16 protein-coding genes are annotated in these 18,623 nt (G+C 70.3%); 5 read left to right on the top strand and 11 right to left on the bottom strand.

All coding sequences use genetic code 11. The annotated features are described in order from the left end of the window. Positions 1-99 precede the first annotated feature (99 nt). The 5 genes from G6N51_RS20965 to G6N51_RS20945 form a co-directional block, all read right to left on the bottom strand. Complete coding sequence (locus tag G6N51_RS20965; protein WP_083176346.1) at positions 100-1,590, bottom strand: PPE family protein; 1,491 nt, start codon at positions 1,588-1,590, stop codon at positions 100-102. 191 nt (positions 1,591-1,781) lie between these two features. Next, positions 1,782-2,687 (bottom strand): class I SAM-dependent methyltransferase, encoded by a 906-nt coding sequence (locus G6N51_RS20960; protein ID WP_083176348.1) that lies wholly within the window; start codon positions 2,685-2,687, stop codon positions 1,782-1,784. A gap of 54 nt (positions 2,688-2,741) precedes the next feature. Continuing rightward, a complete protein-coding gene (locus tag G6N51_RS20955; RefSeq protein WP_083176350.1) occupies positions 2,742-4,763 on the bottom strand; it encodes a serine/threonine-protein kinase in 2,022 nt (673 codons plus the stop codon). A 7-nt stretch (positions 4,764-4,770) separates the two neighbouring features. After that, positions 4,771-5,979 (bottom strand): DUF7373 family lipoprotein, encoded by a 1,209-nt coding sequence (locus G6N51_RS20950; RefSeq protein ID WP_083176352.1) that lies wholly within the window; start codon positions 5,977-5,979, stop codon positions 4,771-4,773. Then, positions 5,976-7,430: a DUF7373 family lipoprotein gene (locus tag G6N51_RS20945; protein ID WP_232078445.1), complete on the bottom strand. Its 1,455-nt coding sequence runs from the start codon at positions 7,428-7,430 to the stop codon at positions 5,976-5,978. The genes G6N51_RS20950 and G6N51_RS20945 overlap by 4 nt, the downstream gene beginning before the upstream one ends. Positions 7,431-7,457: 27 nt before the next feature. Between G6N51_RS20945 and G6N51_RS20940 the strand changes: the two genes are divergently transcribed. Beyond that, on the top strand, positions 7,458-7,817 hold the full coding sequence (locus G6N51_RS20940; RefSeq protein ID WP_142275268.1) for a hypothetical protein: 360 nt from the start codon (positions 7,458-7,460) through the stop codon (positions 7,815-7,817). On the opposite strand, the gene G6N51_RS20935 is transcribed toward G6N51_RS20940, so the two are convergent. Continuing rightward, positions 7,766-8,770: a sensor domain-containing protein gene (locus G6N51_RS20935; RefSeq protein ID WP_163750781.1), complete on the bottom strand. Its 1,005-nt coding sequence runs from the start codon at positions 8,768-8,770 to the stop codon at positions 7,766-7,768. The two genes, G6N51_RS20940 and G6N51_RS20935, sit on opposite strands and share 52 nt — an antisense overlap. 157 nt (positions 8,771-8,927) lie before the next feature. On the opposite strand from G6N51_RS20935, the gene G6N51_RS20930 reads away from it, so the two are divergent. Both G6N51_RS20930 and G6N51_RS20925 read left to right on the top strand, forming a co-directional pair. Beyond that, entirely contained in the window at positions 8,928-9,716 is a 789-nt protein-coding gene (locus G6N51_RS20930) for a sensor domain-containing protein (protein ID WP_083176822.1), read from the top strand. A gap of 65 nt (positions 9,717-9,781) precedes the next feature. After that, positions 9,782-10,159 (top strand): hypothetical protein, encoded by a 378-nt coding sequence (locus G6N51_RS20925; RefSeq protein ID WP_163750779.1) that lies wholly within the window; start codon positions 9,782-9,784, stop codon positions 10,157-10,159. Here the strand turns inward: G6N51_RS20925 and G6N51_RS20920 are convergent. Next, positions 10,156-11,286 carry an FHA domain-containing protein gene (locus tag G6N51_RS20920; protein ID WP_083176792.1) on the bottom strand — a complete coding sequence of 377 codons (1,131 nt, stop codon included), beginning with the start codon at positions 11,284-11,286 and terminating at the stop codon, positions 10,156-10,158. The two genes, G6N51_RS20925 and G6N51_RS20920, sit on opposite strands and share 4 nt — an antisense overlap. Positions 11,287-11,771: 485 nt before the next feature. On the opposite strand from G6N51_RS20920, the gene G6N51_RS20915 reads away from it, so the two are divergent. Beyond that, positions 11,772-12,218, top strand: coding sequence for a DUF4333 domain-containing protein (locus G6N51_RS20915; RefSeq protein WP_232078444.1), 447 nt, complete (start codon positions 11,772-11,774; stop codon positions 12,216-12,218). A 52-nt stretch (positions 12,219-12,270) separates the two neighbouring features. Here the strand turns inward: G6N51_RS20915 and G6N51_RS20910 are convergent, their stop codons facing one another. Together G6N51_RS20910 and G6N51_RS20905 are read right to left on the bottom strand one after the other, a co-directional pair. Then, positions 12,271-13,851: a PPE family protein gene (locus G6N51_RS20910; protein ID WP_163750777.1), complete on the bottom strand. Its 1,581-nt coding sequence runs from the start codon at positions 13,849-13,851 to the stop codon at positions 12,271-12,273. 94 nt (positions 13,852-13,945) lie between these two features. Then, positions 13,946-14,857 carry an oxygenase MpaB family protein gene (locus G6N51_RS20905; RefSeq protein WP_083174533.1) on the bottom strand — a complete coding sequence of 304 codons (912 nt, stop codon included), beginning with the start codon at positions 14,855-14,857 and terminating at the stop codon, positions 13,946-13,948. 71 nt (positions 14,858-14,928) lie between these two features. On the opposite strand from G6N51_RS20905, the gene G6N51_RS20900 reads away from it, so the two are divergent. After that, entirely contained in the window at positions 14,929-15,603 is a 675-nt protein-coding gene (locus G6N51_RS20900) for a TetR/AcrR family transcriptional regulator (protein ID WP_083174535.1), read from the top strand. Between the two features lie 9 nt (positions 15,604-15,612). Here the strand turns inward: G6N51_RS20900 and G6N51_RS20895 are convergent, their stop codons facing one another. Both G6N51_RS20895 and G6N51_RS20890 read right to left on the bottom strand, forming a co-directional pair. Further along, a complete protein-coding gene (locus G6N51_RS20895) occupies positions 15,613-16,965 on the bottom strand; it encodes a hypothetical protein (protein WP_083174537.1) in 1,353 nt (450 codons plus the stop codon). 26 nt (positions 16,966-16,991) lie between these two features. After that, positions 16,992-18,410 (bottom strand): condensation domain-containing protein, encoded by a 1,419-nt coding sequence (locus tag G6N51_RS20890; protein WP_083174539.1) that lies wholly within the window; start codon positions 18,408-18,410, stop codon positions 16,992-16,994. Positions 18,411-18,623 lie beyond the last annotated feature (213 nt).

The following is an 18,623-nucleotide window of genomic DNA, read 5'->3' as shown; positions in this document are numbered from 1 at the left end:
CGCCGATCACCGGACGGCGTGGGCGCTTCGGGAACGAACACGCAGCCAGTAGTCGTCCGCCGCACCCCAAAAGTTCCGGGCAACGCCGGCCGGTCCCCGCTAGTCCGGCTCCCACGAGCCCGGCAGCATCGGCAGCGAGGGCCCGCCGCCGAACCCGTCGCCGGCCAGCGTCGCCAGGCCGGTCGCGTCGGCCGTCGGGTTGCTCGCCGTTCCGGCGAAACCGAGCGTGCCCGCCCCCTGATCGGACGCCGTCGTCATGGCCGACGGTGCCGGCTCGACGAGCCCGTCGGGTCCCGTCCCGCCGTCGGAGTCGACGAACTCGTACCGGTAGCCGCGCTGGTGCTCGTTCATCGCCGCCCGGCGGCGCCGGCGTGCCCGCCGCTGCTCGCGCGCCTGCGCCGCGGCGGCCGCCGCGGCCGCCGCCGAATCGGGCTCCGGCGCCTTTCGTTGCGCGCCAACGCCCATGCCCGTGTCCGTCCCGATCGTGGGACCGCCGACCAGGTACGGGAAGGCGGCTCCCTCGGCGCCGGTCACGGGCGGCGGTGGTGGCGCGGCGGTCGCAGGTGCCGCGGCCGGCGCGGGCGCCGGCGCCGGGGCGGAAGACGGCGCCGGGGCTGCGGCCGGGGCAGCGCTCATGACCGGAGCGCCGACGACAACCCGCGCACTCGGTGCCGGGGGCATCGGTGCGGGCACAGCCGCGGGTGGCGCGATCGGGGCCGCGCCCGGCTGGATCGCGGCCAGCAGCGTCAACCCCGCTATACCTCCCCCGAATGCACCGGGCACGGCGAGCGGGAGAGCCGCAAGCTGCGGAAACGTCTGGAGGGCCTCGCCCACGTGGGTGAACTCGTCGGCGATGAGTCCGGCGGGCCCGAAAATGTCGTGTAGCAAATCCTCTATTGCGTCGACCGGGTTCGTGCGAAATTCCGCCAAATCCTTTGCCAACGTATCGGTTATCTCGGTGATGCGGTTTATCCACCAGCTCAGCTGGGTCGGGTCGCCGCCGTCATTGTCGACGATCCCGGTGTCGTCGCTGTCGCCGCCGCTGTCGTTGGCGTTCGCGATGGGCGGCGCCGGGTCGGTTTGCGGGGTCGAGGCCACCGCCGCGGTGGATACCGCCTGATAAGTGGACATCGTGGTGGCGGCGTGGACCCACATCCGCGCGTAATCGGCCTCGTTGAGCGCGATCGGGATGGTGTTCACACCGAAGAAGTTCGTCGCCACCAGGGCACCGTGCACCGCGTGGTTGGCGGCCAGCTCCGGCAATGTCGGCATGGCGGCCAGCGCGGCGGTGTAGGCCGTGGCCGCGGTCTCGTGCCGGGCCGCGGCCGCCGCGCTGTTGGCGCCGGCCCGCATCAGCCATGCCAGATAGGGCGCGTGGGCGGCCACGTACCGTTCGGCGGTGGGCCCCTCCCACGCCCCGGCCTGGGCCGCGGACAGGGTCGCGGACAGCTCGTCGGCCGCCGAGACGTAGGTGGTGCTCAGCGAGCTCCACGCGGCCGCGGCGGCCAGCAGCCCGGCCGGCCCGGGGCCGCTGCTCAGCTGCGCAGAATGGACCTCCGGGGGCAGCGCCATCCACACCGGCGCGGTCATCGTCGGCCGCCGGCCGGGCTATCGAAAAAAGCGTGCAGCGCCACGCCAGACTCCTCGCCGGGCTGAGATCGACGCCGCCCGGGCTGTTAGGCGGCGCACGGATCAGCCCGGTAGTAGTCGGCGGGCGGCGCGCGAAAGTTCCGGCGCGCGCTCAACTCATGGAGAACTCATCGGGAGCCCGACCGCACGGGTCAGGCCTTGACCGCGCTCACCAGGGTGTTGCGGGCGACCATCGGCCCGGCTTGGACGTCCGGCCCGGGCACCGGCCTGCCGTTCTCGCGCAGGAAGTCGGCCAGCGGGGTGCCGACCGCGGTCCATCCGCGCTCGCCGAACCATTCGGTGGCCGGCGCGATCCGCTCGTTGTAGACGAGCTGATAGAACGGCCGCTCGGCACCGTCGGCCATGGCGGCGCGCTCTTCCTCGCGTTTCGCCTCGAAGTCGTCCTGGTCGAGCGGCGCGCCGTCCTCGACCCCGACGTGGCTGCCCGCGGCGGCCAGGCCGTCGATGCCGGTGAACAGCTGCTCCTGCGCGGCCGCCGGGAGGTAGATGAGTAGGCCCTCGGCAATCCACGCCGACGGCTTGGCGGCGTCAAAGCCGCTGTCCCGCAGCGCTTGCGGCCAGTCGTCGCGCAGGTCAACCGCGATCTCCCGGCGCTCCGCCTTGGGCTGCGCGCCCTGCCCGGTGAGCACCTCGCGCTTGAAGTCGAGGACCTGTGGCTGGTCCAACTCGAAGATGGTGGTGCCGGCCGGCCAGTCCAGGCGGTAGGCGCGCGAATCCAGCCCGGCCGCCAGGATGACCACCTGCCGCACGCCCGCGGCGGCGGCGCGACGGAAATACTCGTCGAAGTATTTGGTCCGCGCGCCCTGGAAGTTGACGAAGTGCTCGCCGAAGTCGGCCGTCGTCAGCTCGTGATCGGGGGCCCGGCCGTCCAGCACGTCGGCCGCCCACCCACCCACGGCGCGGCAGAACACCTCCGCATAAGGGTCGACGGCCAGCGGGTCGGGCTTCTTCGCCTCCAGCGCTCGGGCCGTCGCGACGAACAACGCCGTCGAACCCACACTCGTTGTGATGTCCCAGGTATCGCCTTCACTACGCACGAATTCGACATTACCGGCGCCCGGTGTCGGGCGACGGCCCCCGCCGCGACGGCGTCAGCGGATTTGGTTGCCGAGCTTGGGGACCAGCGCGGTGTTGAGGTACGTGGTGGCCGCGGGACCGCCGGCGTCGAGGGCGGCGATGGCGGCGGGGTCGTCGACGATGACCAGCGTGCCGCCGAAACTGGTGTATCTGGCGGGCAGGCCGGCGTATCCCCCGCCGCCGGCGGCGGGGTCGGTGCGCAGCAGCAGCATCACATCGCTGCGCTGAGAGACGTAGTCGGCGTCGTTGATGTTGAACGGGACTTCCGCGGGTCCGCCGGGGCTGCGCTGGTAGTGGGGGTTGTAGGTGAAGCCCACGCTCTCCAGGTAGCCGCTCGGCGGCGACGGGTCCACGGCGGCGGTCGTGGTCGTGCCGGTGTAGCTGACGACGAGGACGGATTTGCCGGAAAAGCTGCCGTGCTCCGAGCGGATGGTGTTCTGCTCCGACTGCGCTTTGTCGATCAGGGTCTTGGCCGCGTCGGTGCGGCCGAGCGCGGTGGCGATCCAGTTCAGTTGCGCCTGCCAGGTCCACCCTTGAGTGTCGTCGGCGGGTCGGGCGAGGGTGGGCGCGATCGCCGTCAATGCGTTGAAGGTGGGTTGGTCGATGTCGCCGGTGTCGATGATGAGGTCGGGTTTGGCGGCGGTGATCGCGGCGGTGTCGGCCGCGGCGAACACCGGCGGGGATGAGTGGATGAGCGGCTGCAGCCAGTTCGGCACCGTCGCGTTGGTCGCGTTCATGAGGACCGGCTGGGCCCCCAGCGACAGGACGGCATCGGGATCGCCGGGCCCGAGCGCGGCGATGGCCATCGGGCGGTGCTCGAGCTTGAGGGTGCCGAACTTGGTGCTGAGGGCTTGTGGTTGGTAGGGGCCCAGTCCGCCGCCGGGGCGGCCGACCAGGTGAATGCCCACGACCGTGGCGGCGGCCAGCGCCGCGACGAGAACGGTCGCCGCCACGATCAGGCGAGTGCGTCTGCGCCGCTTGGCCCGAGGCGGTGGCGCCGGCCCGCCGGCCGCCGGGTGCATGCCCGCGAACCATTGGGGCGCGGCATGATTCGGCGCGCCGGCCGCCCCGTGGGGTTGGTAGGCGGGCCACCCCGGTGCGGCGGCCGCCCCGGGGGGCACGGTGGGCGGATAGGTCAGCGTGGGATTGGTCGGGCTGCCTGCCGGTAGCCCGCTGGGGCCGGTGGTGGGCGGCGCGGGGTTATTGGTGAGCGCGGCGGCGGTGGCCGCCGCCAGTGCGCCCGCGGTCGGGAAGCGCTCGGCGGGGTCTTTGGCCAGTGCCCGGGCGATCACGTCGTCGATCTGGCCGGGCAGGCCGGGGTTGATGTCGGTGGGGCGCGGGACGGGCCGCATCAGGTGTCCGGCCAACATCGCCGACAGTGAGTTGTCCTCGTAGGGGGTGCGGCTGGTCAGCAGCCGGAACAGGGCGCATCCCAACGAGTAGATATCGCTGCGGGCGTCGGCCGGGCCGCCTTCGATGGTCTCCGGTGCGGCGTAGGCGGCGGTGCCGACCATGGAGCCCGTGGCGGTCAACGTGGTGGCGTCATCGAGGGCGCGCGCAATACCGAAGTCGGCCAACAACACTCGTTCATGGTCGCTGCCGGGAGCCGAGATCAGGAAGTTGCCGGGTTTGATGTCGCGGTGCAGCACCCGCCGGGAGTGCGCGTAGTCGAGTGCGGCGGCGACGTCGGTGATGATGCGCACGATGCGGGCCGGGGTGAGGTTGGCGCGGTCCAGATCGTTGGCCGCGGTTCCTTCGACGTACTCCATGGCGATCCACAGGTGTCCGTCGTCGGTTTCGCCGCGGTTGTACACCCGCACGATATTCGGGTGGTTGAGGGTGGCGGCCAAGTCGGCTTCGCGGGTGAAACGGACCCTGAATTGGCGGTCCACGGACAGCTCGGCGGACAGGATCTTCAACGCATCGCTGCGGGGCAGCGTCGGGTGGCGGGCCAGGTACACCGTGCCCATCCCGCCGGAACCGAGCACACCTTCGATGCGGTATCCGGCGATGATCGTTCCCACAGCAAGCGGCATCAGGCGCTCACTTCCCGGTGAGCATGCGATATTGGGCGGCCATCATCTGGTGCAGCGCATTCTCCTGTTCGTTTTGCATCTCGTAGGCGTAGCGATCCGCGCGAGCCACACACCAATAGCCCAATGTCTCGTTGAAGCACTTCGCCTTGGGCATGCCGCTGATCCCGCCCACTTGGTGCGGCCCGGACATGTCGGCGACGATCCGCGCCGCCGCGCCGGCGTCGGGCGTTTGATAGACACTGGTTTCCAGGGTGTAGGCGACCCGCTGCACATTGGCGGATTTGTACAGTGCTTGTAGGTGAACCGGGTTATCGGTGGCCAAGTGCAGCGCACCGTGTGGGTCATAGATGCCGTCGCTGATCGACTCGTTCTCTTGTCGGGGCGCCACGGTGCGCGCCATCAGCCCGTCGGGGTCCAGCGGCAGCTGGGCCAGCTGATCGCGCGGCGTGGGCTTGAAGGCGTCGACCGAGGGCTGCTGCAAATCCATTGTGGTGGCGATCAATTGGGCTGCGATATCGGCATTGTCGGACGATGTCGCCGTTTGCGCCAGCACATATTGACCGTGGGCACTCAGGGCGGTCACCGAGAACCGTGGACCGCCGGGGTCAGGGTAACGCGCGGTCCACTGGTAGGTCAGCGCCGCAGTCGCGGGGTGACGCGGGATCGAAAACGGCTGCGTGGGAATGGTTTTGGTTTCGAAGGGCATTTTCAAGGCCGTGCCCCTGGCGGCCATGGCGGCGGCCGCGGCGGTCGCATCGGCCGGGCTGGCCAGCTCCAGCACGATGTTGAGCAGGCCCTTGTACGGGCCCTTCTCGGTGTGACGGGCGCTGGAGAAACCGGCCAGTAGGTTGTGGCCGCCCAGGCCCTCGCCCATCGGGGCGCCCAGCAGCGAGTTGACCGCGTCAGCGTCCTTGACCACGCCCGAATCGACTTGGGCGTAGTCGATCAGGTCGGGGTCGGCCTCCCAGGGGCCCACCACGGCGCCGGCCAGGCGACGTCCTTCGGCCCAGCCGCCGCGCAGCGCGTCACCGGCGGTTCCCAGCGGGTCGCGCGGGGTGGTCGGGAAGTTCCCGGCGTCGAGCAGGGCGAGGTCGACGCCATCGGTGCTGTCCGTCCCGGGGGCTTTGACAGCGGTCCCCGCGACCGTGGAACTGCAGGCGACCGTCAACGCCGCGGCCGCGGCGGCGACGGTCCACTGGCGGACGCGGCGCGTCATGGCGCGGTCAACATCAGGTATTGGGCGGCGACGATCTGGTGCGCCTCGAGTTCCTGAGCGGCAGTAACTTTGAACGCGTAACGATCGGCGGTCGCGACGCACAGATAGCGAACGCCGCCCAGCTCGCTGGTATCGGGCCCGCGGTCGAAGCAGTGCGCCGAGGGCAGTCCATTGATTCCGGCGGCGGAGCGGTAGCCCAGGAAGGGGACGTCGATGCGGGCGAGCCCGTCGGCGGCCCGCTGGGCACCGGTGCTATCGACCGCCTCGTAGACGGTGGTGCGGTCGGCGGCGACGCGGTTGATTCCGGCGTCGGTGTATACGGCTTGGGTGGCCACCGGGTCGGACCGGAAATGCAGCGAGCCGTGTGGTGGATAGACCGCGGCCTGGTTGACGCCGGGGTCGGTGGCGGGCACGGTGCGGGCCAGCAGTCCGGTCGGGTCGGCGGGCAAGGCGGCCAGCTGGTCTACGGGTGTGGCCTGGAAGTGGTCGGCCATCGGGCCTTGCAAGTCGAGCGTTTTGGCGATCATGTCGGCGACCGCGCCCGCGCTCTCTTTGGAGCCGGCGAACTGGAAAAGCACGTAGGGTCCGTGAGCGGTGAACGCTTCGGCCTCGAATCCTCCGGACAGGGGGGCCACGTTGGCGATCGCGTTGGGGTACTGCGGGATTGACAGCCGGGTGGCCGGGATGTTCCCCGGCCGGATGGTGGCCATGTCGGCCGCGGCCATGGCTGCCGCCGCGTCGGCGGCGTCTTGCGGGCCGGGGAAGCGGAACACCCCGTTGTCCAGGATCTTGGGTTTATCAGCGGGGGGTTGTCCGCGTGGCGGTGGCGGGGTGGCGCGTCCGCTGACGAAGCCCGCCACGAAGTGATGCGCGGCGGCGATCGCGGCGATCGAATCACCGCGCACCAGCGCCGAGAGCCGCCCGGGCTCGGGAACCGCTGTGGTGGGCGCTATTTCGGCGCTCAGCGGGCTGATCATCGTCCCGTCGACCTGCCAGGGGCCGGCCACCATCTCTGCCATCCGCTGGGCTTCGACACGACGCCCGGCTGCGTCGTCGGCGACGGTGCCCAGCGGTGGGCGCGGCCGGCGTGGGTAGTTGCCCGGGTCGAGCAGCGCCACGTTGGCCGCCGCCGGCGCCGGGCCACCGGACTTGACGGCGCTGCCGGTCACCACCGTCGAACAGCCGCCGCCCAGTGCGGCCACCACGGCGAGGGAGGCGCTCAGCACGGCCGGCCGTCGCACCCGGTCGCGGATTCGCTTCTCCTCCCCGCGCATTCGGTGCCGGTCGGCTCCGGCGGCACCCTGGTCGGCGTCGTCGCGCGGGTGGCCGATCCTCCGGGAGCGGCGGCGCGGCGCGTGCCCATCCCCCATTCCCATCCCCTCGTTTCGGCGCCCACTGCCGGCCACCCGTGGCGACCCCGACCAGACCAGCAGAATGGTAGCCGCTCCCACCGGCGCATCAGATTCGTTCGTCCGATTTTGTTCATCATTGCCCGGCGACGCGCGACGTCGTGCATCGATCGTGAATGCCTGATCGAAGAAGGGCGAGAGCTCGGTGTCGGGCAGCATCGCTTGCTTGATGACTACGCCGATCGACTGGCGCGGTTTGAGGTCGGGTGCTGGGCGTACCGGCCGCCGGCCTGGCCGGCGCCGCTGGGACATCAACGCCTCGTCCAGCCGAACGGCGTTAAGCCCCATGCGCATTCCGATCATCGCCCCTTCCTCGTGGTGATCCGGGTTCGCGCGCAGTGTGATGGCGTTCGCGGCCCCGCGGTGTCCGTGCTCGTTCAGCGGGTGGTGACGCGTTCGGCCATCCGGGTGGCGATGGTGATCGCTTGATCGGTGCGGTTGTCGCCGCAGCTGCGCACGTCGATGACGATGTTGTTGCGTGCGGTCAGGGCCCGCTGGCACTGCCACCCCCGGGCGCCTTCCTGAGTGTTGGTGATGCTGAGCATGCCGTCACGGTTGGTGGCCGTGCCCGCCATCCAGATGCTGGTGGGTTCTCGGCGGACGGTCAGGTGCAGGCTGGCGCCGTTGCATTTCGGCCAAGCCTGCGCCTGTTTGGCCGCGAAGTCGTTGGCCGCCTTGGCGGTGGCGAAGTAGATCGCGGCGCTGTGGTTGAGGTGCCGGGCGCCCTCGGGGTCTTGCAGCGATTGAGTACGCACGCCGATCCAGCCGCTGCCGTCGAGCTCCGATTCGAGCGCGGGAGCTTGGATCTCGCCGCATTCGGGCCGGTCGGTGTCGAGGCCGCTGTAGGCCGCGTTGTCGTTGGCCGAGTCGGGTGACGGTGCGATGTCAGTGGCGCCCTCGATGGTGTTGATGGTGGCCACATCCAGCATCAGCCCGGGTAGCGCCGACAGCGGCACCGTGGGTGCCTGCGGTGCTGGGCCCGGGTCGATCGGCGCCGCGGAAGTCGTCGGCGCGGGCATCGATGTCGAGGTCGCCGTGTCGTCAGGGCTGCCGGCCACGCTGATCGCCAAACCGGCGACCACCAGCGTCACCACGACCGCGGCCCCCACGGCGATCTGCGTCCAGGGGGTCTGACGCCGCCGGCGCGCCGGGGCGAACGCGGGGAGGTATCCGGGCACCGGCCCCCAGGTGAGCATCGCCGGCGGACCCGCGGGCGGACCCGCAATCCCGAACGGCCGGCGGGGCAACGCCGTGGTGATCTCGTCCCCGGGGGCGGCGGGCGGTGTCGGGGCGGGTCGGGAACCGCTGCGCGGTACCGCCGGGCCGCTTGCCGGGGCGGGATAGGTCGTGTTGGTCATCGACGGGTGCGGGTGGTCGGGCATGGGGCGTCCTTCGGAACGAGGTGACTACGGCGTTGTCGTGAATAGTCCAGATTGAAGCACAGCGCTAGGCATAGTGCAATGTTTCTAAACGTTGCACTGCTCCGTTTTAATTGCTAGCGTCCCTGCCATACCGCACGAGCCGGCAGGAGGACCCGACATGAGCGCTGTTTCACCGCAACACCGAGCTGGACCGATGACCGGCGCCCCGCATGGGGGCAGCGCCGGGCGCAGAGCGCGCTTCGCGCCCGGCGCCCGCTGGGCAATGCTCGCCGCCGTCGCCCTCGCGGTGGTGCTGAGCGGCTGCACCACCACCGCCACCGGACACCCCGCCGCGGCCCCGGACCTGGGCCACTGGCAGCCGGCGGCGATCCTGCCCCAGAACCTGGCCGATCTGCTGCTCAAGGAAGACGAGGTCGACGCGATCGGGCACACCACCGCCATGGCAGTGCGCAGGCCGGTCTCGCGAATGTGGCACGACGAGAATGTGGTCTCCAACCCGGGCTGCGTGGGCACCTATTCACCCGCCGAAGCCACCGCCTACCAGGGCAGCAACTGGACGGCGGTGCAAGGGCAGATACTCGATGACGCCGCACCCGTCGCTCCCGAGCACGCGCTGGTGCAGGTGCTGATCGGCTTCCGTGACGCCGATTCGGCCCGGCAATTCTTCAGCCAGGCCAAGGCGCGCTGGGCTGGCTGCGCCCACCGGCCGATCACCGTCACCACCCCCGGCCACGCCCCCGTCACCTGGGATCTCGGCGAGCCGCAGGCCACCGACACCACGTTGGCCACCACACAAACCCAGCCCGGAGGCCGCGGCGCATCATGCCAGCGCGCCATGGGGCTGGCCAACAACGTCATCGTCGACACCCTGTGGTGCGGGTTCGGCACCACTAGCGAGGCGAGCGACATCGTCTCCAAAACCACCGCCGCGATCTCGCAGGCCTGACCCGTCCCCTCGGAGCGGCCTTGCGCCGTGAACACCCGAACCGCCCCACCCATTACGGAGGAAAGATGTCTGCGCCGCACCCCGCCTACCGGCCGCCCCACGCCCCCTGGCAGGCCAACTACCCGCCCCCGCCGCCACCCGGCAACCAACCGCTGTTCCGGGTACGGATCAGGAAACACACCGGCGCGGTGGTACTCATGTTCAACCAGACCTACACCGTCACAGGAACGTTCGCGCAATGCGAGGCCGCACTGCACGACGCGCTCGTGCACAACCTGCTCGCCGGGTGGTGGAGTGTGGCCTCCATCCTGGGCTGGAACTGGATTGCCTTACTCGAAAACCACACCGCGCGAAGGAATCTGCACCGCCAAGCCGCCCAGGCTTACGCCAACGCGGTCGGGGCGCCGTGGGCACAGCCCCCGGCGCCGCCGGCGGGTCGTTAACCGATTGTCAGCTGCGCGATCAGGTTTTCGATGGCCCGTGCCGCCTCGGGAGCGATGCCGCGCTCGGCTTCGGTGTCCTCGAGGACGGATACCGGCAGCCCGGCGCCGTTGGCCGCCTCCTCGAGGCTCAGTTCCGCCCGGTGCCGGGCGCCGTAGAGCCGCTGGCCCAGGGTCGCCGCCGGCGAGCCCGCCGCCCGCCGCATCAAATCGTTGTAGCTGCGCCGCACGCTGCTCAGCGCCAGGATGACCGACGGGCTGCCTTTGGCGTTGCGCGCCGCGCTCGATGCCAGCCTTTCGAGCTTGCGCAGGTCGGCAAGTATTTTGGTGGCCCTGGGGGTGAAGTCGGGATCGGTCGGCTCGGGCAATTCGGCGACCGCGGCGGTGAGGGTGTGCATGGCCAGCTCCACCGTCTCGGCCATCAGCGGCGCCTGAACCGAGTCGGTCAGCACCTCGGTGGCCTCGTCGCCGGCAGCCCTGGGCGGGCCGATCCTGGCCGCACCACCGGCCGGCCCCGGAACCGCCCCGCGGCGGATGCGCGTGATGTGGCCCGTGGGCCAGTCCAACACCTTCTCCAGCCGCTCCAGCGTGCTGCGACGCGGCCAGCTGCGGCCCTTCTCGAAGTTGATCAGGGCGCCGGCGTTGATGATTCCGTCGCGGTCCAGGCTGCGTTGGGAGATCCCCAGCTGCTGTCGGCGCTCGGCGACCGCGCCGCCGGCGCGGATGACGCCGGGGTCGCTTTGGCCCTCCCACCACTGCTCGTCCTCGGCGTCGAACGGGCGCACGACTTGGGTCGACTCCTCGCCCGTCACCTCCGACGGGTGCTGCGGGGTCAGGGTCACGGCCGCCCCGTCGGGCGCGCCGAGACAGATCGTGGTGGCGCCGGTGAGCAGGACCGAGTTGCGGCGTATCCCGTCGACGAACATCCCGTTGGTGCTGGTGTCGAAGGCCTGCCAGCCGTCGCGGTGCGGCTCGAGCCGAACGTGCGACCGCGAGACCCGCTCGTCGTCCACCCGTACCGCGGCCCCGGCGTCTCTGCCGATGACGGCGACACCGGCCGCGGGGTGAAGCGTGTGCGTCGCCTGCCCGACCCGCACGGCGAGCGCGGTCGTCGATTGGCCGGATATCACCTTGCGCTCCTCGGTCGGGGGCCCACTGCTGCGGTATGACCCAACGCATTACCGGTGATGCTACAGCGGCTGTGCGGGCGGTCGACCGAAGAGGTCCCGGGGCGGCCTCGGTGTCGTGGGGGCCGCGCGCACGCCCATGGCCTCGTCCTCGATCTCAGGTCGGAATTATTTGCGCAGCTCAGGGGCCACTCGCCCGGTTCGGCCGACCCGGGCGGGCTGGACCATGCCGCCGCTGCCGCGCCGCCGGCCGCACGCGCACCGCGGGAGCATCCTTTGTAATGCTTCGTTTTGAAGCGTTGCAATTGCCGTACGCTTTGGTTAGAGTTCAAGCACAGGCGGGCCCGACCGTCACCAGGCCACACGAGAGAGGTACCCCGATGCAGCCACAGCAGCCCAGGGCGCCGCGGCAATACCCCCAGCCACCCGGTCTTACCCCCGGGCCCTGCTGCGATCCGCCCACCCGACCCCTGCCGCGTCCCTTACCCATGGGGAACCTGCGCCCGGCACTGCCCTACCCCGGGCAGCAACGAGGTCCCGGTGCGAACGTCTGGGCGCCGACCCAGTTCGCCCCACGCGGCCCGCGGGCCGCGGTGCGCAGACGTCTGCCGCTTTACCTGGGCGCAGGGATCACCGTGGCCGCCGCGGCCATCGCCGTTCCGGGATTCTGGGCGCCGGGGTTTTTCGTCACCAAGCAGCTCGACGTCGCCGCCGTGCAGGCCGGCGTCGCGCACGTGTTGTCCGACCCCGCGGGTTACGGCGCCCGCAGCGTCGGCGACGTCTCCTGCAACGACGGCCAAAACCCCACCGTCACCAAGGGCGGCACCTTCACCTGCCAGGCAACCATCGACCACCTCAAACACCAGTTCGTGGTCACCTTCACCGACGACGCGGGTAGCTATCAAGTCAGCGCCGCGAAGGCAACGAAGATCTGAGATTCGCCTCGACGGATCGGCCAGGGCCGGGCGGGTGAGGTCGGCGCGTGCGCTACGGCGTCCCGCTGCTGCCGTCGCCGTCCCAGGTGGCCGGCATCATGGGAATCCTTGGGCCGGCGCCGAACCCGTCACCCGCCAGCGTGATGAGACCCGTCGCCACGGCCGGTGCCTCCCGGCGCGCCGCACCGGCGAACCCCAGCTTCCCGGCGCCGCTCCCCGTTGCGGCCGACGACGCCGCCTCGTCACCGGACGCACCCCAATCCGGGTCGACGCCGACGTTCATATCCGCGAACTCGTCGCCGTAGTCGCGCTGGATCGCCCGCCGGCGCCGGCGCGCCCTGGCCTGTCCTCGCGCTGCCGCGGCCGCCGCGGCGGCGGCGCTATCAGGTTCCGGCGCTTTCCTTTTGGCGCTCGAGTTGGCGCTCGCGCCCATCCCCGAACCAGACCCGACGCCCGGCGGGGCCACGACATAGGGCGGCGCGAAACCGGCCGCGGGCGGTGGTGGCGGGGCGGGCGGCGCGGAGGCGGCGACGGTGGTCGCCGGCGCAGCGGGTGCGGACGCCGGCGCCGGCGCGGGAGCCGCGGCCGGCGCGATGGGAGCGGGGGCCGTGGCGACGGCCGGCAACGGGGTCGGCGGCGGGGTGGGGGCCGGCATCGGCGCCGGGACGACCGCGGGCTGGGGTATGCCGGCCAGGCCGGCCAACCCCGCGAACGCGCCGACGGCGCCGAACGGAGCGGCCGCCAGCAGAACCGCGGGGGCCAATAGCTCGGGCTGGCTGGTCAAGATCTCCAGGATGTGCGTCGGCCAGTCGAACAACATGAGTTGGACGATGTACTGGAAGGCCAGGGCCGGGTTGTGCACCAGGTAGTAGCCGAACTGCTGAAAATCCTCGAGCAACTCCAGCGCTCGAACGACCCAGAAGATCGGTTCCCCCGCGTTCGTGTAGGCGTCGTAGGGCAGTCCGTTCACGGTACCCTGCGCGGGATCCCAGTTGATGCCGAGGTTCCTCAGGATGTTCGCGATGAAGTCGTCGAGCGGGTTGTCGATCGTGGGATCGTGGAGATTGCTTCCCGAATCTTGGCTGTCGGCAGTTGATTTCACGATTTGCGGCGCCGGATCCGCCTGCGGCGCCGACGCCACCGCCGCGGTGGAGACCGCTTGATAGGTGGTCATCGTGGCGGCCGCCTGTACCCACATCCGGGCGTAGTCCGCCTCGTTGACCGCGATCGGAATCGCGTTGATGCCAAAGAAGTTCGTCGCCACCAGGGCGCCGTGGACGGCGTGGTTGGCGGCGAGTTCCGGAAGCGTCGGCATGGCCGCCACCGCCGCGGTGTAGGCCACCGCGGCACTCTCGTGTTCGGCGGCCACCGCCGCGCTGTCCGCGCTGGCCTTTGTCAGCCACTCCAGGTAGGGGACATGCGCGGCCACGTACGACTCCGCGCTGGGCCCCTGCCACGAACCGGACTGCGCCGCGGCCAACACACCGCTGAGTTGTGCTGCGGTCGAAGCGTATTCGGTGCTCAGTGCGGACCACGCCCCCGCTGCCGCAAGCAGCGCCGCCGGACCAGGGCCGCTACTGAGCAACGCCGAATGCACCTCGGGCGGCGAGGCCATCCATATCGGCGCCGTCATAATGCTCCTCGGGCTGGAAGGCGGACCAGGCTGAGGAGAGCTTAATGAATATGATTGTCGTTATCAACACGGCGGCCGATTCGACCCTCGCGCGCTAGACCAACGGGCGCCCCGTCCTGATCCGGCGGTCGACGTCGGCCAGCAGAACGTTGAAGGGGAACTGCCGAATGAACCGCGGCAGGCGACGGTTCACCAGTGCAAGCGCCGCCATGAGCCGGTCGAAGCGCCGTTGCTTGGCAGCGTCCCACGGCAGTCGCATCTCGTCGCGGAACCGCCGCGGCAGAAACCCTGTGGTGATCAGCAGAGCGAGGCTGTCGCAGGCGCGTTGCAGCGGGCCCGGAAGCGCCAGCCCGGGGATGCGGCTGGCGGCGATGGGATAGAGGTACTCCCGGACGGCGTCGTCGATGTGGACCTTGGACAGCGACTCCTGCCAGTACCGGTCGAACGCCGCCCGGTCCGCGGGCCACATCTCCGGCGGCACCTGCAGGGTGGTCGCCAGCGCCATGCCCTCGCGGTAATGGCGGTCGGCGTCCTCGCCGTCAAGCTCGCCGATGAACATGCGGTAGATGTCGACCCCGCCCTTGTACAGGCACGCCCCCACCCACAGCTGCAGCTCGGGGTCGAAGGCGTTGTATTGCACCGGGCTTTCCGGGGTTGAGTAGACCTGCGCGTGCGCGCGGTTCACCGCCCTGCGAAAGGCCGCCTTCTGCGCGTCGCTGCCGTTGGTCGCCACGGCCAGGTAGGTGAAGGTGGTGCGCGCGCGCTTGATCGGATGCAGGTCGATGCGGCCACTCTCGACCCGGCTCTCCATGACGCCGTAGCCGACACCGGGGCGCGCCAACTGCATGATGACGTTGGCCGGGCCGGCCAACAATGCGACGCCCATCAACCCCTCGTCGATGCCGAGCGCCCGCCGGCGCCGCCGCGCGGGGGACCGCCGGGGCGGGTCGGCGATCGCGCGCTCGACATGCCGAGCCGGTTCGTGAACGGCGCCGTGCATCGCCATGGTCAGAACCTCCCCGCCAATCTGCGAACGCGTGTTTCCTGATATTGTCGTGGCGCCGCGCCGGTGTCAAGATGGTTCGCATGAACGAGACCTCGAGCGCGCGGCCGTACCGCGGCGTCGAGGCCGCGCAGCGACTGGCCACGCGCCGCAACCGGCTCCTGGCCGCGGGCCTCGAGATACTCGGCGCCCAGCGACAGAGCGTCTCGGCGGTCACCGTCCGCGGCGTGTGCCGCCAGGCCGGGCTGGCGGCCCGCTACTTCTACGAAAGCTTCGCCGACAAAGACGAATTCATCGCTTCGGTGTTCGACTGGGTGGTCGCCCAGCTGGCCGCCACCACACAGGCCGCGGTGGCGACGGTGCCGGCGCCCGAGCAGACCCGTGCGGGCATGGCCAACATCGTGCACACCATCGCCGACGACGCCCGTCTCGGGCGCCTGCTGTTCAGCACGCAGCTGGCCGACCCGGTGATCGTGCGCAAGCGCGCCGAATCCACCGCGCTGTTCGCCATGCTGTCGGGCCGGCACGTCGGAGACGCGCTAAGGGTTCCGGAAAACGACCGCATCAAGGCCGCGGCGCACTTCGTGGTCGGCGGCGTCGGGCAGACCATCAGCGCCTGGCTCGCCGGTGACGTGCGACTGGAACCGGACCAGCTCGTCGATCACCTGGCCGCCCTGCTCGACGAGCTCGCCAAGCCCAACCTGTACCGGCTCACCGAGACGGCGGCGGACCCGCGTTCGGATCCATGACGCGCGGGCTCACACCCGGCACACGGTGCGCCAACCCGTGCCGGCGGTGAGCGAGAAGTCGCGCAATGCCGTCGAAATGTGTTGGCGCAAATCGACATCCGAGTTGTTGCGCCCCAGCTCGTAGGCGAGGAACGAGATGAAGACGCGGCCGTGCACTCGTCCCGACAATAACGCCAGCCCCCCGTTGGTGCGGTACATCGTCGCGGCGGTCACGCCCGGGTACACGGTCTTCATGGCGAAGTGACCGGCGTCGGTGCCGTCCGGCCGGTTGACGGCGGGATCCAGCGTCCCGAGGTTGGACGACGCGACGGTGATCGCACTGCCGGTGACCACGCCGATCAGCCGCCGCATGACGCGCTGCGGGATGAACGGAACCAGCGGCAGCAGCGCCCAGCGCTCGTCGGGTTCGTCCCGGTGGCGCGTCAGGGCTTCCTTGATCCGGGCGCGGATCTCGCGCAGGTCGGTGGTCGCGGGCGCGGGGTCGACCGCGATGTCGACGTTGATCGCGGCATTGGCACGGGTGTCGCCCGGGGTGCGCTCGTTGACGGGCATCCCCACGTTGACCGTGCCGTCGGCGGCGACCCGTCCGACTCGCCGGGCGAGGTGGGCGGCCAGTCCGGCGAGCAGCGCGTTGCCGGTCCCCCCGAGCGCGGCGGCGCGCGCGTCCCACTCGTCGGCGTCGACGAACACCGTCGCCATGGGCAGCGTGATGCGTTCGTCCGGCCCGGTGGGCGGCGCGGGCCGCTTGTTGGCCGGCGACGCGGCGGTCGCGGCGCGGCGTCCGGCCACGGCCATGCGTGCCGCGGCAACCACGGCGCGGCCCACGTTCGGGGTGTCGTGCGCGACTTGGCGCGCGTCCTCGCGCAGGGCCCGCCATCGACGGCGCGACACCGCGGGCGGCCAGTCGTACGCATCGTCGCGCCCGCACGCCGCGTCCGCCAGCGCCTCGCACAGCCCGACGCCGTCGGTGAGGGTGTGGGTGACCACAAAGCTCACCGCCGCACCGCCATCCGTCAGCGGGAGAACGGCGAGGTGCCACCCCGGGCCGCGCTCGGCGTCGGGACGCCTGTCCGCCTGCTCGTCCAACCAGCCGTCGATCGCATCGCGCGGCCGCGCCGTCGTGACGACCTCCAGGTCCGACTGATCGGCTGGCACCACCCAGCGATGGCGGCCGAACGGCAGCGGGGATCTTTCGATGCGGCGACGCAAGCGGCCCCGACATAGATGGCGATGAAAGGTCCGCAGGCCGTCGAGGTCGACGGCGCGGTCGTACACCCAGATGCATTGCACCACACTGGTGGTGGCGGTGGCTCGCTCGCCGAGGAAAAGGGTCTGGTCGGCCAGGTCCAGCACGTTGCTCATCTTTCGCCCCCCGGAGCCCGGTGCACCTAGGCCGCAACCACGTCGGGCTGGTCGGGGGTGGTGTCGATGACGCGGGCGAACTCCTGGAGCAGCGCCGCCACGTAGCGCTGCACTGACTCGCGCGCTATCTCATTGTCCGGGAAGGACATCGTCACCGTGGTTCGTTCGACGTGCCGGTTGATCCACATGTTGATCCCGCCCGCGGACAGGCTGTCGCCGTAGGTCCCGAAGTTCATCTCCGTCCACATCCCGACGAGGGGTATCTTCCGGAAGTCCAGAAACGACACCATCATCGGCAGTTGCGTGGGCAGCTTGATCCCCAGCTGATCCGGCGTGGCCAACTCCAGCACCCGCTGGACCGGCACGTCGGCGAGGTCCTTGGCGGAGTCGAAGGACTTCTGGGCCGCCCGCGCCGCCTCCGGGAACGAGCCGGCCGTCGGCACGGTGACCGGAATCAGGCTCGCGAACCATCCCACCGTCATCGCGTCGGCGTCCGTCGTGCGGGTGTCGCGGGCGGTGAACCCGAAATAAGTCTGCTTGCCGGTCAATTCGCGCTCGGCCAACGCCGTGCACGCGAGCACTCCCCCAATGAACCGGGCACCCGCCGCGCAGCAGGCGGCGTCGAACGCCTCCGTCCCCGCGGCGTCCAACAACTCGACCGTGACCAAGTCACCCCGACAGCTGGCCCACGTGTCGCCCAGCGGCAGCGGAAAGCTCGGCCAGTCACCTTCGGTCTCGCGCGCGAACGCAATCCAGTCCTTGATCTCGGGGGAGGACAGGGTCAGCCCGGCCACCTTCTCGCGCTGCCGCACGGTGTAATCGCGGTAGCTTCTCAGCTCGGGGCGGGTCGGAAGCCCGCCACCTCGCCCGTCCAGTGCCAGTTGCTGGTAGGTCAGGTGGATGTCGAGGAAGATCAGCGCGGCGGACACACCGTCGATGTGCAGGTGGTCGACGCTGGCGTAGAAGGTGAAGTGGCCGGCCCCCTGGACGACTCCGTATGTGAAGCAACCCCATCCGAGCGTCTCGGGCGTCGTCGCCAGGACGTGGGCGCGCGCCTGGTCGGGGCTCATCGGCCCGAACGCCGTCGGAGCGAATTCGATGACCCCGGGGTCGGCGAGCGCGCGGCGAACGATGACGCCCTCCGCGATTTCGAACCAGCTGTGGTAGGTGTCCTGACCGCGGACATGGGCGTTGATCGCCGCCGTCATCGCCGGGATGTCGCACACGCCGGGGATGTCCCAGGCCACCACCATCAGACGGGGCAGCTGTCTGTTCAGCGCGCTGCCATAGTATGCGGTCCAGAGGTGTTGGCTCTGTTGATAACTCGGAACCAGGTCGCTCAATGGCGCGGTACGAGCCGCATCGTGCGCCGCGGGTGTGGCCATCCACGTGGTCAGTGGGCCGTGCGGTGGTTGCCATTCGCTGATGTTTCCGAGTGCGACCATTTCTCGATCCTCGCTCTAATACGATGCTGATTCCGTTGTGCGGCAAAGGGGTACCGGAAGACCCATTCTCGAATGGGTTTTCTGCGCAGCATGAATTCAATTTCGTACCAGGGGATCTTCGCGACCGATTTCCGCGTGTTTGGAGTGAACTTACCGTCGTCGCTGATAACCCCCCTTGTCGCTGTTGTTGGACATTAGTACAGGAAGCCGAGG

This window comes from Mycobacterium paraseoulense (assembly GCF_010731655.1).
GTDB lineage: Bacteria > Actinomycetota > Actinomycetes > Mycobacteriales > Mycobacteriaceae > Mycobacterium > Mycobacterium paraseoulense.
This window is presented reverse-complemented; position numbering and strand designations above follow the sequence as displayed.

Excerpts from the sequence above, each read along its gene's own strand:
- G6N51_RS20965 (WP_083176346.1), bottom strand. The coding sequence starts at position 1,590 with ATGACCGCGCCGGTGTGGATGGCGCTGCCCCCGGAGGTCCATTCTGCG.
- G6N51_RS20955 (WP_083176350.1), bottom strand. The coding sequence starts at position 4,763 with ATGCCGCTTGCTGTGGGAACGATCATCGCCGGATACCGCATCGAAGGT.
- G6N51_RS20950 (WP_083176352.1), bottom strand. The coding sequence starts at position 5,979 with ATGACGCGCCGCGTCCGCCAGTGGACCGTCGCCGCCGCGGCCGCGGCG.
- G6N51_RS20935 (WP_163750781.1), bottom strand. The coding sequence starts at position 8,770 with ATGCCCGACCACCCGCACCCGTCGATGACCAACACGACCTATCCCGCC.
- G6N51_RS20930 (WP_083176822.1), top strand. The coding sequence starts at position 8,928 with ATGAGCGCTGTTTCACCGCAACACCGAGCTGGACCGATGACCGGCGCC.
- G6N51_RS20925 (WP_163750779.1), top strand. The coding sequence starts at position 9,782 with ATGTCTGCGCCGCACCCCGCCTACCGGCCGCCCCACGCCCCCTGGCAG.
- G6N51_RS20915 (WP_232078444.1), top strand. The coding sequence starts at position 11,772 with ATGGGGAACCTGCGCCCGGCACTGCCCTACCCCGGGCAGCAACGAGGT.
- G6N51_RS20910 (WP_163750777.1), bottom strand. The coding sequence starts at position 13,851 with ATGACGGCGCCGATATGGATGGCCTCGCCGCCCGAGGTGCATTCGGCG.
- G6N51_RS20905 (WP_083174533.1), bottom strand. The coding sequence starts at position 14,857 with ATGGCGATGCACGGCGCCGTTCACGAACCGGCTCGGCATGTCGAGCGC.
- G6N51_RS20900 (WP_083174535.1), top strand. The coding sequence starts at position 14,929 with ATGGTTCGCATGAACGAGACCTCGAGCGCGCGGCCGTACCGCGGCGTC.
- G6N51_RS20895 (WP_083174537.1), bottom strand. The coding sequence starts at position 16,965 with ATGAGCAACGTGCTGGACCTGGCCGACCAGACCCTTTTCCTCGGCGAG.
- G6N51_RS20890 (WP_083174539.1), bottom strand. The coding sequence starts at position 18,410 with ATGGTCGCACTCGGAAACATCAGCGAATGGCAACCACCGCACGGCCCA.